Raw genomic sequence first — 17224 nt, 5'->3', positions numbered from 1 at the left:
GCGAGCCGACGGGCAATTCTTCTTCACTAGACCGAGCGTTTGCGTGAATCTCATCGGCTCATTGACGTCTGAAATCGAAGTCGCCGAGCGATCAAGTATCGTTCGCCGGGCCTTCGTCAAAACGCTTGCGATCGGAATGGTTGTCGTCGTATTCGGATCGCTGTTCGATTCGCCATTGGGCTATGCCGCCGAAGGAAAATCGGACGATTCAAGCGAAAGCCGGAGCGCGGCCGACGATGCGACCTCACAAGAAGAGTCTAAGCAAAAGCGGATTTCAAAGAACGACAGTAAAAAGAAACCGAAACGCAAGAAATCGCCGAAGTCCCGTGCACGTCGCACGAAAAAATCATCCGCAAACAGTTCCGAGGCGGCGGGCGTCCTCGCGCGGGGGCGTCATCTCGCGTTCGAAACCTTCGGTCGCGATCAATCGATTTCAACGATCGAAGTGATGCCGTACGCCATCGCCGGCAATGCGATGTCGTACGTCGATGTCCGCGGATTTATTACGAATGAAACACGTTTCGGCGGTAACGTCGGCGTGGGATATCGCCGAATCGTCCCGTCCGCGGACGCCTGGTATGGGGGATCGCTTTGGTACGACGGCGATCAATCGACCGGCGACCTGTATCATCAGATCGGACTCGGCATCGACGGAGCGGTGGGTCGATGGACGGCCAATTCTAACCTTTATGTCCCGATCGTCACTCCTGACAGCACCGAAATCGTTCATAGTGGATTTCGATTCCGCGGGACGAATTTGTTGTTCGATCGCACAACCACCAGCGGCGCGGCAATGACCGGGTTCGATACCGACATTGCCGTTCGAGTCTACGGTGAGACTGATGCCGATACGTTCTTAAAGATTCGTGGCGGGAGTTATCATTTCTTCAGCGATCAAACTTCAGCGATTCACGGTGTCAAAGCCGGTGTCGAGGCGGGTGTCTGGGGCGGGGCGACGACATTGTGCGAAGTCACGCACGATGACGCCTTCGGCACCAACATCATGTTCGGCGTCTCTTTGGAGTGGCCTCGATTTAAGGAACGGCCAAACTTAAAAGGGCCTGAGTCGAGCCCCGTTCGCTTCCCGAATCGGCTTTACAACGTGATCGTCAGCGAGTCGGTCGACGTCGAACGAGATATTGCCGCAATCAATCCGAGAACGGGATCACCCTATGAGTTTTCTCACGTCAACACGACGGTCGGAGCCGGAGGCTCGGGAGCAGTTTTTGATCCGTTTAACAATATTCATTCTGCGATTGGAACGAACGCCGACATCGTCTTCGTGCATAGCGGCAGCGTAATCGATGGCGGTTTCGACGTCGCCGCGAATCAACGCGTCCTCGGCGAAGGGACGCAACATCCGATCGAAATTCGTGGCGTCGGTGAAGTTATCTTGCCGTCAGTCTCGTACGGACAGCCGAATGCCTGGCCCGGCCTCACCGGGGCGCTGCCGACGATCGAATTAAACTCGAGCGATCCGGTCCGATTGGCATCGGGGACGGAACTCGCCGGGTTCAATATTGATGGAGGATCGGGCACGGCGGTCGTCGTCGAATCTGCTGATGGTTCGACGCTCCGCGACCTTTCAATTCGCGGAGCTGCTGCCGGTGGAATTCGAATATCTGATAGTACCGGTTTGATCGAGTTGGATAATATTTCGATTGCGGGCACCGGCGGGACGGCCTTGTCCATCTCGAGTACCATCGCAGAACTTGATGTGAACGACCTTAAAATTACGAATGCGGTAGACGGGGTTTCCGTCGAAAACTCATTCGGATCGATTGACTTCCTCGGCGAGACAGTCGTCAACTCGGCCAACGGTACGGGCTTCGCAGTTCGTAATACGTCAGCCGCAGTTGTAGTGGAGGACCTGAGCGTCAACTCGGCTGGCGGGACCGGCTTTGAGGCGATAAACGCGTTGAACCTCACTGTTGAAAAGGGAGAAGTTTCTTCGACCGGTGCGGCCGCAATTAATATCGCGGACAGCCACGTCGATGTGCTGTTTCAAACGATAAACGCAACCGGCGGGGCGGTCGGCATTGCCGCGAACAGAGTCACCGGTTTTCTTGGAATCGAAGGTAACGGCGTCGCCGGTTCCGGAGGCTCGATTCGAAACACGACGAACGGTGTTCAAATTGCGGGCCTTGAACGGCTCTTAATGCAACATGTCGATTTCGAAAATAATGGCACGGCGATCAATGCCGCAAGCAGCGGGACCGTTGCCCTTGGCGGTATTCGCGTCCTAAACTCCTCGGGGCACGCGGTCCAAGCCCACAATGTGGACTCGTTGGCCATCGAGCGATCAAACTTCACCGGGAACGGGGCGGGAGGACTCAGCACGCTACGGGTAACAACCGATCGTGCCGGAGATTTCTTCGTCGGACTCAGCTCGATCAATATCAATGACCAGGACGGTTCAGCAATTGAAATCGTAGCACTCGGCACGGAAAGCAACGCAAACCTGCAACTGATTGCGAACAATAACGAGATATTCAACGACAGTGCCGGGGCTCGCGGCATCGATCTTAACTGGAACGGGACCACTCAAGTCGAGGCCCGAGACAATGCAATTTACTTAAATGGCAGCGGTGCTGCTGGAATGTCATTAATGAACCGCTCAACGGACGATGTCACGGACATGCAGCTGTATGGAAACGAGATTGTCGTCGGGGCGAACGGCGTCGGGATTGATGTGGAAACCGAACACGTGACGAATATTGATTTGGTCGGAAATCAATTGGGGCTCAACGGGTCGAGCGGGACCGGTCTGCGGTTCGACCTCGTGGACAATGCCGATATTGTGTTCGACTCGAACGTGATTCTGGCGAAGGCGTCGAGCGGTACCGGCATCTTGTTTGAGGGCATCGGTGGAAATTCGAGGGCGCAGTTTGACGACAATCTCATTGAATTGTTCGCTTCGACGCCCACGGCGAACCGTGGAATTATCTTCCAAGCGTTGAATGGCCCGACGACGTTGTTCGGCACGGAAAATAATCGAGTCTTAAATTCAACCGAGTTGTTGACGATCCCCGCAGCGAATCGCTTCGGCTCGTTCCTGCTTAACGGTGTCCGAGTGCCGTAAGAGCGTTAAGACGGCTGTCGGGTTAAACGAAAGCTACCAATACCGCTCGAAGCGGATCGAGCCTGGCTCGGTGGTTCCGATGCGGAAACCGGCATCTTGCAGTCGAGCGACCATCCCTGACTTTATCGGCAGGCGAGAGGGATGCGGCGATCCGATCATCGCCGGATTGCCGCACAGGAAGACATGAGTCGTCGCCGGGGAAGGCGTCCAGTCGAGCTTCGCGAACAGGCGGCCGCTCGACCATGCGGACTGCAGATACTCTTTGCCGATGAATCTTGGATGAGCGATTTCGAGATTCTCAGGCTCACGTGTCGTCAGGACGTGGTACTGATAATCACTGTGAACCTGCTCCCAATCGCGATGTGCTTTGGCGTAACCAACGTCACCACGTGTTCGAACGCCAGTCACGACGGCGACTCGGCCGCGATGGCCTGCTGAAAGCAGCGCATCGGCAATCGCAACATGCGGCGCTTCCCCCGTACCGGTTCCGAGGAGCAACACATCGTGATGCGGCTGAACGCCCTCCGCCGTGTAGCGACCGAATGCCTTCGGACTGACAAACAAACGTGAATTCACTTCGAGAGCAAATAAACGCGGCGTCAGGTGGGGTGGTTCATCGCTCTCGTGATTCACCAGGGCAATTAAGAATTCCAACTCGCTATCGGCTTGAGAAGGACGGAAAGCCGAGACGGAATAACTGCGACGGATCATCTTGCTCCGCGGCTTCGTCGCCGCTTCGCCGGGCGTGCTGACGCCGATGCTTGGGGCATTCGCCGGAAGGCCGAGGCCGACGGAGCGGCCCGCAGTGTAATTAAGAATGGGCTCATCCGTGCGAACCGTAAGCACCATCAGCTCATCAGTCGGCTTTCGAATGGCCGTGACCGTCGCATTTAATTTCGACTGAGATCGCCGAGGACTCGCGGGGCGAGATTTCATGAGGGTTGGCATTGTGACGGCTCATCGCAAAGGCAGGGGATGCGAGAAGAACCGCCGGGTCGCACGATAATTAACGTTGATCTTCCCACGATCTCCGCGAAATTTCGAATACATGATGCGGCAGGCCGGCGTGGTCGATCAATCGGTCCTGCGGGGTCATCCCGAGCTTTCGGGCCACCGCCTGCGAGGGCGTGTTTTGCGGTCTGACGAAACTGACAACCGGATCGTACGCGTGGTTCGCGAAGGCCCAGTCACGCACGGCTGCGGCCGCCTCGTAGGCGTAGCCCTGTCGCCAATATGGGCGGTGGATCATGTACCCGATCTCATGAAACGTTTCGCCTTCTTCCATTTGAGTGACCAGTCCGACGGCGCCGATCGGCTGATCCGATTCTCGAATCCTGACGCACCAAAGGCCGTGGCCGTCGCGGGCATAATTGCCGATCTGCTTCTCGATCATCCGTCGGGACTCTTCTCGCGTCTACGGCCGTGGCCAGAACCGCATCACCTCCGGATCGGCCCGCATCTCGGCATAGAAATCGAGGTCGTCGAGCGTGAACTCGGCCAGCGTTAAACGAGGGGTGTCAATAAGAAATGCCATCACTGAGCCGGCTTGCCATTAGCTGTTGAGAGGAATGATATAGATTGGTCGTCCGTTGAAATCGTACTGGTTCCAACTCTTCGGCAACGGTCCGGACTCGTCTGTTACGACCGGCTTGAAGATGATCGCACCGGTCGGCAATCGGAAGTCAGACTCTCGATTTTCGTCGTGCTGGTTTGCGAACAGGATCGCGACACGATCAGAGTGCCTCCGATAGCCAGCAAAGCCTTTAATCGGCGAGTCATTCCAGTGATCCTCATTGCCGGAGATGTCTTCTAGTGACGACGTTCGACTTGGTGGCAGCCCGTTGCGTACCGTAAAGGCCCAACTAAGAAATCTCATCAAGCTCATTTAACCATGCCGTCACATTTGCGTCACTGGGCATTCGCCAGTCACCTCGTGGTGAAAGGGCCACGGTTCCCACTTTCGGACCGTCGGGCACGCAGCTTCGCTTGTATTGCTGCGCGAAAAAGCGGGTGTAGAAAGTTTTTAGGGTCGCCTTAATCTCAGAAGCGGAATATTCGCCATCGAATTTCGCATGACTGGCAAGAAAGAGCACTTTCTGCGGAGCCGCCCCATGTCGCACGACGTGGTATAGGAAGAAGTCGTGCAATTCGTAGGGCCCCAGCGTTTTTTCGGTTGATTGGACGATCTCGCCGTCGCTGCCGGCGGGAAGTAATTCCGGGCTGATCGGCGTTTCGCAAATGTTTAAGAGCGTTTGGCGAGCGGGACCTTCGAATTGGTGCTCTGCGACGTATCGAACCAGAAATTTCACGAGCGTCTTGGGCACCGAGCAATTCGGATTGTACATGCTCATGTGGTCGGCGTTATAAGTCGACCAGCCGAGGGCGGCTTCGCTCATGTCTCCGGTTCCTATAACAAAACCGCGCGACATTAAAAGGAATGTGCGGACGCGGGCCTGCACATTTTCGAACGTCAGGTCGGCGAGTTGCGCTGCGGGAAGTTTTTTGATCGCCGCTTGAAAGTCGGTTAGTGACATACCGGAGATGTCGAGGCCGAAAGGTTTATGACTTAGCTCTTGGAACGCTTCGAGGCATAGCGGGCGGATGTCGATTGTTTCGGCGCTGACTCCGAGCTGATTCATTAAGGCCGTAGCGTTGTCACGTGTTCCTTGCGTCGTGCCGAAACCGGGCATCGTGAGACCGCGTACGCGCGAGCGTTCGACGCCGAGTAAGTCGCATGTGCGGACGGCAACCAACAAGGCGAGTGTCGAATCGAGCCCACCGGAGATCCCGATATTGGCCGTCCAGTCGGCGCCGAGGCTACTGAGCCGTTTCGCGAGCGCGTGAGTTTGGATGGCAAAGATTTCCTGGCAGCGCGAATGCAGTTCGGCCGTGTCCGAAGGCACAAACGGATGGGCGGGGACGGAACGAAGCAAGGTGTCCGTTACCGCCTCGGCCCCGCTAATCGTTGTTTGGGCAACTTCGTCGTCCTCGTCGTCGAGCGGATCACGGGCGAAGATCATCGTCGATTCCGGACTTGGTTCGCCCTGAGCGGAAGCGCCCGGTTTGAAGGTACTCATGGCACGGCGGCGGTGCTGCAGTGCTTCGATATCGATGTCGGCGGTACAACTGACGCCCTCGGCGTAGTGGGGTGCATCTTGCAGGGCATTGGTCTCGGCGAGAATGTGTCCGTTCTCGGCAATCATGCAGGTGCCGGAAAAGACGACGTCGGTTGTCGATTCCTGGGGTCCCGCTCCCGCATAGACATACGCGGCGACGCAACGGGCGCTCTGCTGGCGGATGAGATCACGGCGATAACCCGACTTTCCGACCTGCTCGGTACTAGCCGACGGATTCAAAATCAGGTTCGCCCCTCGTAAGGCATGGGCCGACGATGGCGGCGACGGGGCCCACAAGTCTTCGCAAATTTCGATGGCCGCCCGCGCCTGCGGAGCCGGCCGATACCACCGGACCTGATAGCTGTTTCCGAGTCCGAGCCGGCATGGGCCGTTGGGATTGAACCGATGGTGATCCTGTTCATCATCGGGAATGGGATCGGACAGTGGTGACCTGAACCATCGCCGCTCGTAATACTCGTCGTACGTCGGGATAAACGTCTTGGCGACGAGTCGATTGACGGCTCCGTTCACGATCACCGCGGCACAGTTGTAGAGGCCGTTGCGCACTTGGACCGGCAGTCCGACGACGATCAGTGCTGAGTGATTCTTCACCTTTGAGGCGAGGCGGACGGTCTGTTCCTCCGCTGCTCGCAGCAGCGTTTGCTGCATGAAGAGGTCACCGCAGGTATATCCGGTGATCGACAATTCCGGAAAGACGATCACGTCGCTGTCGGGATGTGCTTCGACCACGCGAAGCATCCCGTCGACATTGGCCTTTGGATCGGCAACTTGAACGGGCGGGCTGGCGGCGGTGACGCGGAGGAAGCCGTGGCGATGCATGTGCGAGTCGAGGGTCGAGGGTCGTGAGCTGGTGGTATGTTGGGCTTCCGCCCGCGGATGATGCTAACGCATTCGTTGCCGCAGGCGGATGGTCGGAGGCCCCTTTCGCGTGATCGGGACGGCGGTTATTGTCTGCAGGACGAATCGAAGAACGTGCATGTGAGGTGAAACGTGTTGAAAATTTCGTTCTATCTGGCCACCGGTTTGACACTGATGCTTGCCGCGGGTTCGTCCGCTGTCTCAGCCGAGCGACCGAACGTCGTGATCCTGCTGGCGGACGATCTGGGGTACGCCGACCTCGGTTGCTACGGGCAGCAATTGGCGTCAACGCCGAATCTCGATCGGCTCGCCGACGAGGGGGCGAAGTTCACCGACTTCTACTCAGGACAGGCCGTCTGTTCGCCATCGCGGGCGTGCCTGCTAACGGGGCGAGTGCCGGCGCGAGTCGGCGTTTGGAGCTGGATTTCGCCGCGGCATCGTATGCATTTGAAGCAGAGCGAGACGACCCTCGCCGAGTTGCTGCACGACGCGGGCTATGCGACCGCACATGTCGGCAAGTGGCACCTGAGCCCCAAGGTCGTCGACCGCGACGGCTACTCACCCGCCGAGCACGGGTTCGACCACTACATCGCGACGCAAAACAACGCGAACCCGAGTCACAAGCACCCGAAGAACTTCGTTCGCAACGGCGAGGCGGTCGGCGAGACGGATTCGTACTCCTGTCAGATCGTTGCCGACGAGGCGATCGACTGGCTCGACACGAAACGTGATCCGGAGAAGCCTTTCTTCCTCAACGTGTGGTTCCACGAACCGCACTCGAAGGTCGCGGCCCCGCCGGAACTGGCCGACAAATACACCGACCTGACCGACAGCGAACGCTGGCAGCACTACTACGGCTGCATCGAAAACATGGACAACGCTGCCGGGCGGCTGCTGGCAAAGATCGACGAGATGGGGGCGACCGAGGACACGCTGGTCGTCTTCACGTCCGACAACGGCAGCTACAACGGGCCGAGCTGCGAGCCGCTTCGCGGTCGCAAAACGCAACTGTGGGAAGGTGGCATTCGCGTCCCCGGCATCGCCAAGTGGCCGGGAAAGATCGAGGCGGGCAAGGTCATCGAGGAACCGGCGGGGATCGTCGATCTGCTCCCCACGGTGTGTGACGCTGTCGGGATCGACGCACCCGACGTCACGCTCGACGGCGTGAGCCTGTGGCCCGTTCTCACCGGCGGATCGATTTCGCGGACGAAGCCGCTGTTCTGGTTTTACCAACCGGCTCGGCCCGTGTGCGCGATCCGCGACGGTGACTGGTGTTTGATCGCCGACCCGACCGTCGACCTCGATCGTGACAACTACTTCCACGAAGAGATGATCGGCGACATCAAGGAATCAGGGCTGACGAACTTCCGGCTGTTCAATCTCGGACAGGACGCGCATCAGGATACCGACGTCTCAGCCGAGCAACCCGAACGGACCGAGTCGATGAAGCGGCAGATGACGGACTTGCATGCCGAGATCATCGCCGAAGGCGAAGACTGGCGCGAGTGGGAGAAGAAATGAAAAGGGGCGTTTCGTACCGGCTTTCCACTCTCCGCTTTCCGCTCTTGGCACTGCTGGCGATTGTCGCAACGTGTCCGACTTTCGCGGAGGAAAGGCCCAACGTTCTGCTGATCTTGGCCGACGACCTCGGGTATCACGATCTCGGTTGTTACGGGGCGGTGCTCTACGAGACGCCCAACCTTGATCGGCTGGCCGAGCAGGGGCTGAAGTTCACCGAGGCTTACGCCGCCTGCACCGTTTGCTCGCCGACGCGGGCGGCGCTGCTCACCGGCAAGTATCCGGCTCGGCTGCATCTGACCAACTTCATCCCGGGTGGGCAAATTCCGCAAGAATCAGAGTTGCTACCGCCCGATTGGACGAAGCAGTTGGAACTGGAGCAGGTCACACTCGCCGAGGCGTTGAAGGCGGAGGGCTACGTGACCGGCCACTTCGGTAAGTGGCATTTGAATCACGACAAGAAGTATCGCGACGGCCGCCCCGGCGACCCCGGTTCGCAAGGTTTCGACGACGTGCTCACGACTCATAAGCCGAGTCGCAACGACGACCCCGCCGACGATGCTCATCACACGGTTCAGATCACCGATCGAACTGTCGACTTCATCACGCGACATCAGGATCAGCCGTTTTTCGGCTATGTTTCCTACAACGCGGTGCACGCGCCGATCATGGAGTCGCCAGAGGGCGTCGCCGAGTGGAAACGGCGGATCGAGTCGGACATGGCGAAGCGTCATCCCGGTTACGCGGCGATGATCGCGACGATGGACCGCGAGATTGGTCGGCTGATCGCACACCTCGATTCGCTCGGACTGGCGGAAGAGACGCTGGTCATCTTTACGTCTGACAATGGTGGTCTGGAGAGCGTCAGCTCGAACGCTCCGCTTCGCGGCGGCAAGGGTGGCAACTATGAGGGCGGTATCAAAGTCCCGGCGATCGTGCGCTGGTCCGGCAAAATCGAAGCGGGCACGACCTGCGACGAACCGGTCAGTTCGATCGATTGGATGCCAACGATTCTTGAGGCGTCGGGTATCGAATCCGCTTCGTTCGGCATCGAACAGATGGACGGCGTGAGCCTTAACGATCGACTTCACAAGCCGGAGGCCGAACTGGGACGCGAGGCCCTGTTCTGGCATTACCCGCACTACCACAGCGGCGGGGCAACGCCGCACAGTGCGATCCGCGCCGGGCGATGGAAGCTGATCGAAACATACGAAGGCGGAATGGTCGAACTGTACGACCTCGAGACTGATCCCGGTGAAGCGACCGATCTGGCTGCCAAGCGGCCTGAGATCGTCGAGCGATTGAAGCAGCAACTTAACGGCTGGCGCGACGAGGTCGATGCTCAGCGGCCGGTGCTTCGTAAGTAGCGGCAAGTCGCAGAGTTTTTCCCCGACGGCTTGCGCCTCGGGCTTGTATTGCAAATAACCAGAGCACTCAGTGGAAGGTTCGAAGACGAATTGGACTCTGAATGTCTTTTGTGGCCGGTAGCTGGATGCTCTTGCGGCTGCGCCGCCCGGACGGTGTCCGGGCCACACGTTTCAGTGGGATTATTAATAGACCGCGGATCGCACCGCGAATTTGATGACGAATCAAGAAAGGGTTTTAAATATGCGTATCGCACTGACTCTCATCGCCGCATTGGTGGCGATTCCGTTTGCCCCGGCCATGGCGGCGGACGAGCGACCGAACATTTTGATCATCTTCGCCGACGACATGGGATTCTCGGACATCGGCTGTTACGGCTCCGAGATCGAGACGCCCAATCTCGATTCTCTGGCCGAGAACGGGCTCCGCTTCCGGCAGTTTTACAACACGGGCCGCTGCTGCCCGTCGCGAGCGAGCATCCTGACGGGGCTGTACTCGCATCAGGCGGGAGTCGGCCACATGACCGGCGATTACGGCCACCCGTCGTATCAGGGCTACCTCAACGAGGAGTGCGTCACGATCGGTGAGGCACTGGGCGAAGCCGGTTATCAGACGAACGCGATCGGCAAATGGCACGTCGGCGACCGCAAGCCCCAATGGCCGCTGCAACGCGGTTTCGATCGTTACTTCGGCACCCCAAGCGGCGGCGGCTTCTATTTTAAGGAGGCCATGGAACTGCGGAAGCGTTTCCTAACGCTCGGCAATGAGCGACTCGATCCGCCGGGCGACTGGTACATCACCGATATCTTCACCGACTACGCGATCGAATTCATGGAGGAGTCGATCGACGCCGAGAAGCCGTTCTTCACCTATCTCGCCCACATCTGCCCCCACTGGCCGATCCAGGCGCGAGAGGAAGACATCGCGAAGTATGAGGGCAAGTTCACCGCAGGCTGGGACGAACACCGACGGCAGCGTTTGGCGAAGCAACGGGAAATGGGACTATCGCTCGACTCATGGACATTGAGCGAACGCGATTCGGTCGTCTCCGCCTGGGATTCGCTCAGCGACAATGAAAAGCAGGAGATGGACCGGCGGATGGCCGTCTACGCGGCGATGATCGACGTGATGGATCGCAATATCGGGCGAATCATCGAGATGCTCAAGGCGAAGGGTGAGTTCGAGAACACACTGATCCTGTTCCTCAGCGACAACGGCGGCTGCCATGAGAACCCGATGGGGCACACGCGGAAAGCGACTCCGGGAGCCGTGATCGGGTCGCCTGAGAGCTACACTGCCTACTTCAAGCCGTGGGCGAACGCGAGCAACACGCCGTTTCGTAAGTACAAGCAATATACACACGAGGGCGGCATCTCCTCACCACTCGTTGCGCATTGGCCGAAGGGTTTCGAGGCGCGCGGTGAGTTCACAGATCAGGTCGCGCACATTATTGACGTGATGCCGACCTGCCTCGACGTCGCTGGGGTAGACTATCCGAGTGGCTTCGACGGACAGAAGCGAAAGCCGTTGGAAGGTGCGAGCCTCGTGCCCGCTCTTCGCGGCGAGTCGTTCGAGCGAGAACCGCTCTTCTGGGAGCACGAAGGCCACCGAGCAGTGCGAATTGGCGATTGGAAACTGGTCGCCTCTCACGGCAACGACTGGGAACTGTACGACCTGTCGCAAGACCGTTCCGAGACGCGTGATCTGTCCGCGAAGTATCCCGATCGGGTCGCGGAAATTACGGCGACGTATGCAGCGTGGACGGAACGTTGCGGCGTGCTGCCTTGGCCCGCGCGGGAGTCGGCGAAGCGGTTATCGCAGCCGTGAGACGATGCGAGACGAAGATTGCTTCCTGTCGGTCGCGTCTAAGCAGGTGAGGATTCGTTCTTCGCGATAAGATCAAGCAATTCGGGCACGAAGACGAGAAGCCCGATCGCGATAGCGATGCCGGCGGCAATCAGGACGCCCCCGGCGGCGATGTCTTTGGCTTCGCCGATGAGGGGGTGTCGTTCGGGATGGACGGCGTCGGCGAGTCGCTCCAGCGCGGTGTTGGCTGCCTCGGCAATCCAGACGAGGCAGCACGCCAGCGCGATGAGGCACCATTGCGTCAGGCTGATTCTCAATAGGGCCGAGAGTGCGATGACGCCGACGGTGAGGGCCGCATGGACTCGCGCATTTCGCTCGCCAACGACGAGTTTTCGAACGCCTCGGATCGCATGACCGAACGCAGCGAAAAGCGATGTCTTCGATTGTGGCAGATTATCCTCGGGGGATTCCCGGGGCGGACTGGAGGAGCTTACCATGTGCGGTGTTGCCTTTCGGCACCAAAGGATCAGCCTTGGAACCTCTGCAGAGCCAGTTTGCCTATTTCCTCGATGTTGCGGAAACTGAACCTTGCAATTCCGGGTGTGGATGCAAAAAAATAGGGATGGGTCAGGAGTCCGATCCGGTCGGCAGGGAGTATTGTCGATCGATGCAAAAACATTCGGACGGAGCTTTTCTCTTCTGTCAGGCGGTTTGACCGTCTCGCGAAAGTTGCCATGTCATCGAGGACCGCATTCACTGACGAAGAACGTCAGTCATTTGCCGCCAAGTACAGCCTGCTTCGGCTCAGCCACATTCCGTTCGGCCTGCCGGTCATGCTGTTTTTGATGTCGCCCTACGCGCTGGAATACCCGCTGTTGTGGGCGGCGGGTACGGTCGTGCTGGGCTACTTCTATTTTTGCTACACGAGTTGCTTTCACGAGTGTGCGCACCAGTCGCTGACCGGCATCGGCTGGTTCGACGTCTGGTTCGGCAAATTTATTGGTACTGCCTCGCTCGTGCCCTACACATGCTACCGCGAGGCGCACATTCGGCACCACGCTTACCTGAATCGGCCCGAGGACTGGGAACTGTGGCCGTATTCGGATCCGAAGACTTCGACCTGGTTCCGCCGGATCTTCGCATGGATGGAACTCGTCTTAGGAATATTTGGTCCGCCGATCACTTACGGCCGAATCTACTGGCATCCCAAGTCGCCGCTAAAAGAGGACGCGAAGCGCGAAGTCCGCAATGAATACATCATGATGGTCCTCTTCTGGGGTACCGTCTTTGGGCTTTGCACCTACTTCGATCAATGGGGCATGTACTTCCGAGCGTGGTTCATCCCCTACTGCGTGGCGGGGTTCTTCCAGTCGATTCGTAAATTCACCGAACACCTCGGCATGGCCAGTTACGACCCGATGCTCGGCACCCGAACCGTCGTCGGCAAAAACTGGTACACCCGCCTGTGTACCTACCTGAACTTCGACATCTTCGTACACGGCCCGCACCACCGGCATCCGAAGGTGGCCCACGACAAGCTCAAAATCCAAATGCAGAACTACTTGGACAAGAACCCGGATACCGACTTCCCGGTGTTCCGCACCTACACCGGCGCGGCCCTCGACATGGTGCCTTCGCTGATCAAGAACCCCGGTGTTGGCATGAATGTCGGCGCGCCCCCGCCGGGCGAGTGCAAGCAGAAGGTGCGCGACTTTGTGACTGATGTCAGCGAAGAAGTGCTGCCCGATAACGATCGCGTCGTCGTCGGGGCGAAGTAGAAATCGAACAAGCGGCGCACGAAGTAAGCGGATTTCGCTCTTCACAAGCCGCGCACGGAGTAAGCGGATCCAACCCGTCTGGTTGATCCGCTTATTCCGTGCGCGGCTTGTTTGAAAGTGGCCGCGTCGTCATCGCCTGTACGAGTCGTAGCGTCACGCTACAATCCCCGCATGTCGCTGACGGAACAGGCGGAGGCGGCGGGACTTGGTGACCTGCCGCGGTTGTGGGCGGACAACGCGGACTTCGGCGAAATCGCGACGCTGCTGAGAAAACGGCAGAGCGTCTCGATCGACGGAGCCTGGGGCTCGGCGTGCGCGCTCGTTGCGGCGACGATTGCCACGCGACCTGGCGATTCCACCGGCGGTTCTGAGCCGCTGGTTTGCGTGACGGACGATGTCGACGACTTCGCGGCAGATCTCTCGGCGTTTCTGAGCATCGATCCGGTGGTGTTCCCCGCGTGGGAATCGCTGCCGAGCGAGCATTCCGCGGCCGATCCGGTCTTTGGTCGGCGGCTGCGGCTGATCGAAGAGCTTTCCGCCGGTGCCGGTCCGACGCTGATCGTGACGAGTCTGCCAGCATTGATTCAGCCGATCCCGCCGAGGGAAGTGCTCGAAGATGCGACCCGGTTCGTTCGGACCGGCGACGAGATCGAGCCGGATGAACTGATGGGCTGGCTGGTAAGCCGCGGTTTCGAGCGGGTCGACGCCGTCGAAAGGCCTGGCGAGTTCGCGATGCGTGGCGGCATTCTCGACGTGTGGACCGCCGACGCGGTCGACCCATTGCGGATCGAATTCTTCGGCGACGAGATCGATGGACTGCGGCGGTTCGACGTCGACACGCAGCGCAAAGTCGAAGACGTCGAACAGGTTCGTCTCACGCTGATCAACGTAAACGACGAGGCAAGCAACGCTACTCGGAACAAGGCGAGCCGGGAGCGTAAGCGACCGGAGAACCCCCACCCTGAAAATGCAAAACGAAACGCCAACGGGACTTCGTTTCTCGATCTAGTCGAACGCGACACGCCCATTGTACTTGTCGAGTTGGAGCGCCTGATCGAGGAGGCTCGGACCTATCTCGACCGACTCGACGATGTGGGCGGGCTGTTCTGCGTCGAGCAAACATTGGCGCAGATCACCGATCATCCGACGGCGGCGATTGCCACGTTGGGGGCCGATAGTGCCGAACGCTCATTTCACCTGGACGTCGAAAGCGTTGAGCGATTCGCCGGCGATCGGAAGCGAGTGATCAATGAATTGGCATCGATCATCCGTCCGGACGAACGGGTGCTGATCGCCTGCCACAACGAGGGAGAACGCCGCCGGCTCAATGAAATGCTCGTCGCCGCCGAGGCGGAAGAGGAGGTGAGCGGTGAAGCGACCGCGACCGACGAGTCGGCGTTCCGCCCTCCGCTTTCGGCATTTCGCTCTCGCGTGTCGCTCACGATCGGCCGGGTCACGAAAGGCTTTCGGCTCGTGCCGGAGCGGCTGACGATCATCGGCGACAATGAACTGTTCGGCCGGACCGAGGTCCGCCGACTCACGCGCCGTAAGCGTCACGATGCCCGCGCGATCGACACGTTTCTTGACCTCAAGGTTGGCGATCTGATCGTCCACCTGACGAACGGGATCGGTCGCTATCGAGGGATGAAGCTCCTCGAAAAGGGTGATCAGCAGGAAGAGCATCTCGAACTCGAATTCGCCGACGGGCTGCGGGTCTTCGTGCCGGTCTCGCTGATTCACTTGGTGCAGAAATACATCGGGGCGGCCAAGGCGGCGCCCCCGCTGTCGAAACTTGGCGGCAAGACGTGGGCACGTAAGAAAGAGCGGGTGGCCGAAGCCGTCAAAGATATGGCGGCCGACATGATCCGCATGCAGGCGGCACGCGAATCGGCCCCCGGCATCGCCTGCCCTCCTGATTCCCATTGGCAGAAGGAATTCGAAGACGCGTTTCCCTACACCGAGACGCCCGACCAAGTGGAGGCGATTCACGAGTCCAAAGGCGACATGCTGCGCGAGCGGCCGATGGATCGGCTGATCTGCGGAGACGTCGGTTACGGCAAGACGGAAGTCGCACTACGGGCAGCCTTCAAGGCGGTCGATGCGGGGCGGCAGGTGGCGGTCCTCGTGCCCACAACGGTGCTGTGCGAACAACACCTCCGCAGTTTTTCCGACCGGCTCGCCGAGTTCCCGATCACCGTCGAATCGCTATCGCGATTTCGCTCGGCGGGGGAACAACGCAAGATCGTTGCGGGGCTTAAGACAGGCGGTGTCGACATTGTAATCGGCACGCACCGGCTGGTCTCAAAAGACGTCGAGTTCAAAGACCTCGGGCTGCTCGTGATCGACGAGGAGCAGCGATTCGGCGTCGAAATTAAGGAATCGCTCAAGCGGTTGCGGCTCGATGTTGACGTGATGACGCTCTCGGCGACGCCGATCCCTCGAACGCTGCACATGTCGCTGCTCGGTATTCGCGACATCTCCAATTTGGTGACTCCGCCGCAGGACCGGCAGGCGATCGAAACGCGGATCTCACGTTGGAACCCGGGCCTGATTCGCAATGCAATCGTGCGGGAACTCAACCGCGGCGGTCAGGCGTACTTCGTGCATAACCGGGTCCACAACATCCGCGCGGTTGCCGACAAATTGCAGGCGATCGTGCCGGAGGCGTCGATCGGGATCATTCACGGTCAAATGGGGGCGGACGAACTGGAAATGACGCTGTCCGAATTCGTCCTCGGCCGAATCGATATCCTCGTGGCGACCACGATCATCGAAAGCGGGCTCGACATCCCGAACGCGAACACGATGTTCATTCATCAGGCCGACAAGTACGGCCTCGCCGATCTGCACCAACTCCGCGGGCGGGTCGGCCGCTATAAGCATCGAGCCTATTGCTACTTGATTCTCGAAGAGGGTCGCACGCTGACGCCAAACGCGGCGCGGCGGCTCAAGGCGATCGAAGAGTACAGTGAACTGGGGGCCGGCTTTAAAATCGCGATGCGCGACTTGGAGATTCGCGGGGCCGGCAACATCCTCGGCAATGAGCAGAGCGGGCACATCTCGAGCGTCGGATACGAATTATATTGCCAATTGCTCGAAAACGCCGTCCGCGGTCTCAAAGGCGAACAGGCGCGCGAACCTTTGACGGTGAATGTCGATTTGCCCGTCTCTGCGTTTATTCCCAACTCCTATATTCCGTCCGGTCGGCCGAAGATCGAGACCTACCGCAAGTTTTCTAACGTGCGATCTGAGGAAGAACTCACGCAACTTGTCGATGAGTTGCGGGATAGATTCGGGCCAATTCCTTCGCCTGTGGAGCGACTGATCGAAGTCAAACGACTGCAAGTCTTTGCGCGATACTGGAAGATCGAGGAAATCCGCATCGATCAGGACGACACAGCTTTCCTCTATCGAGACGAATCGCGGATCGAAGCACTTCGGCAACGGATCGGTCGTGATTTTCGGGTGGTCGACCGCAAGCAGGCGTTCTGCCGGATGAATTGCGACCTGTCCGATGACGCTGCTGTTCTGGAACGTCTGAAATCGGTGTTGCGGCCATCGATTTAAGTTTCTAGAACCTCCGGCCCTCTCTCTCCAATTCAGAAGTCCCTCCGCACGGTCGATAAGGTTTGTTGAAGGGGTGCGCGCCTGGCGTGACCTTGGAGATGAACTCACATCGC

The 17224-nt window shown here is 58.9% G+C and carries 11 protein-coding genes and 1 pseudogene; 6 read left to right on the top strand and 6 right to left on the bottom strand.

The genetic code is table 11. From position 1 onward, the window contains the following. Positions 1-43: 43 nt before the first annotated feature. Positions 44-3082 carry an autotransporter outer membrane beta-barrel domain-containing protein gene (locus tag Pan189_RS20365; protein ID WP_145365914.1) on the top strand — a complete coding sequence of 1013 codons (3039 nt, stop codon included), beginning with the start codon at positions 44-46 and terminating at the stop codon, positions 3080-3082. A 33-nt stretch (positions 3083-3115) separates the two neighbouring features. Here Pan189_RS20365 and Pan189_RS20360 read toward each other — a convergent pair whose 3' ends face one another. The 5 genes and pseudogenes from Pan189_RS20360 to Pan189_RS20340 form a co-directional block, all read right to left on the bottom strand. Next, entirely contained in the window at positions 3116-4030 is a 915-nt protein-coding gene (locus Pan189_RS20360; RefSeq protein ID WP_145365913.1) for a ferredoxin reductase domain-containing protein, read from the bottom strand. Between the two features lie 58 nt (positions 4031-4088). Further along, positions 4089-4484 (bottom strand): annotated as a pseudogene (locus Pan189_RS20355) (GNAT family N-acetyltransferase); the annotation flags it as partial. A 12-nt stretch (positions 4485-4496) separates the two neighbouring features. Continuing rightward, positions 4497-4616, bottom strand: a complete 120-nt coding sequence (locus Pan189_RS21775; protein ID WP_145365911.1) for a GNAT family N-acetyltransferase — start codon at positions 4614-4616, stop codon at positions 4497-4499. Positions 4617-4634: 18 nt separating this feature from the next. Next, complete coding sequence (locus Pan189_RS20345; RefSeq protein ID WP_145365910.1) at positions 4635-4958, bottom strand: hypothetical protein; 324 nt, start codon at positions 4956-4958, stop codon at positions 4635-4637. Next, positions 4945-7038, bottom strand: coding sequence for an NAD(+) synthase (locus Pan189_RS20340; protein ID WP_145365909.1), 2094 nt, complete (start codon positions 7036-7038; stop codon positions 4945-4947). Before Pan189_RS20340 ends, Pan189_RS20345 begins: the two co-directional genes overlap by 14 nt. 171 nt (positions 7039-7209) lie before the next feature. Here Pan189_RS20340 and Pan189_RS20335 point away from each other — a divergent pair, with 171 nt between their 5' ends. From Pan189_RS20335 to Pan189_RS20325, 3 genes are all read left to right on the top strand, one after another. Then, complete coding sequence (locus tag Pan189_RS20335) at positions 7210-8598, top strand: sulfatase (RefSeq protein ID WP_310820834.1); 1389 nt, start codon at positions 7210-7212, stop codon at positions 8596-8598. Beyond that, positions 8595-9962: a sulfatase gene (locus tag Pan189_RS20330; protein ID WP_145365908.1), complete on the top strand. Its 1368-nt coding sequence runs from the start codon at positions 8595-8597 to the stop codon at positions 9960-9962. The genes Pan189_RS20335 and Pan189_RS20330 overlap by 4 nt, the downstream gene beginning before the upstream one ends. Before the next feature lie 241 nt (positions 9963-10203). Beyond that, a complete protein-coding gene (locus tag Pan189_RS20325) occupies positions 10204-11787 on the top strand; it encodes an arylsulfatase (protein ID WP_310820832.1) in 1584 nt (527 codons plus the stop codon). Between the two features lie 38 nt (positions 11788-11825). Here the strand turns inward: Pan189_RS20325 and Pan189_RS20320 are convergent, their stop codons facing one another. After that, positions 11826-12263, bottom strand: a complete 438-nt coding sequence (locus Pan189_RS20320) for a diacylglycerol kinase family protein (RefSeq protein WP_145365906.1) — start codon at positions 12261-12263, stop codon at positions 11826-11828. A 237-nt stretch (positions 12264-12500) separates the two neighbouring features. Here Pan189_RS20320 and Pan189_RS20315 point away from each other — a divergent pair, with 237 nt between their 5' ends. Both Pan189_RS20315 and mfd read left to right on the top strand, forming a co-directional pair. Next, positions 12501-13544, top strand: coding sequence for a fatty acid desaturase family protein (locus tag Pan189_RS20315; protein ID WP_145365905.1), 1044 nt, complete (start codon positions 12501-12503; stop codon positions 13542-13544). Between the two features lie 171 nt (positions 13545-13715). Beyond that, a complete protein-coding gene (mfd, locus tag Pan189_RS20310; protein WP_145365904.1) occupies positions 13716-17111 on the top strand; it encodes a transcription-repair coupling factor in 3396 nt (1131 codons plus the stop codon). Positions 17112-17224 lie beyond the last annotated feature (113 nt).

The organism is Stratiformator vulcanicus, from assembly GCF_007744515.1.
Taxonomy (GTDB): domain Bacteria; phylum Planctomycetota; class Planctomycetia; order Planctomycetales; family Planctomycetaceae; genus Stratiformator; species Stratiformator vulcanicus.
This window is presented reverse-complemented; position numbering and strand designations above follow the sequence as displayed.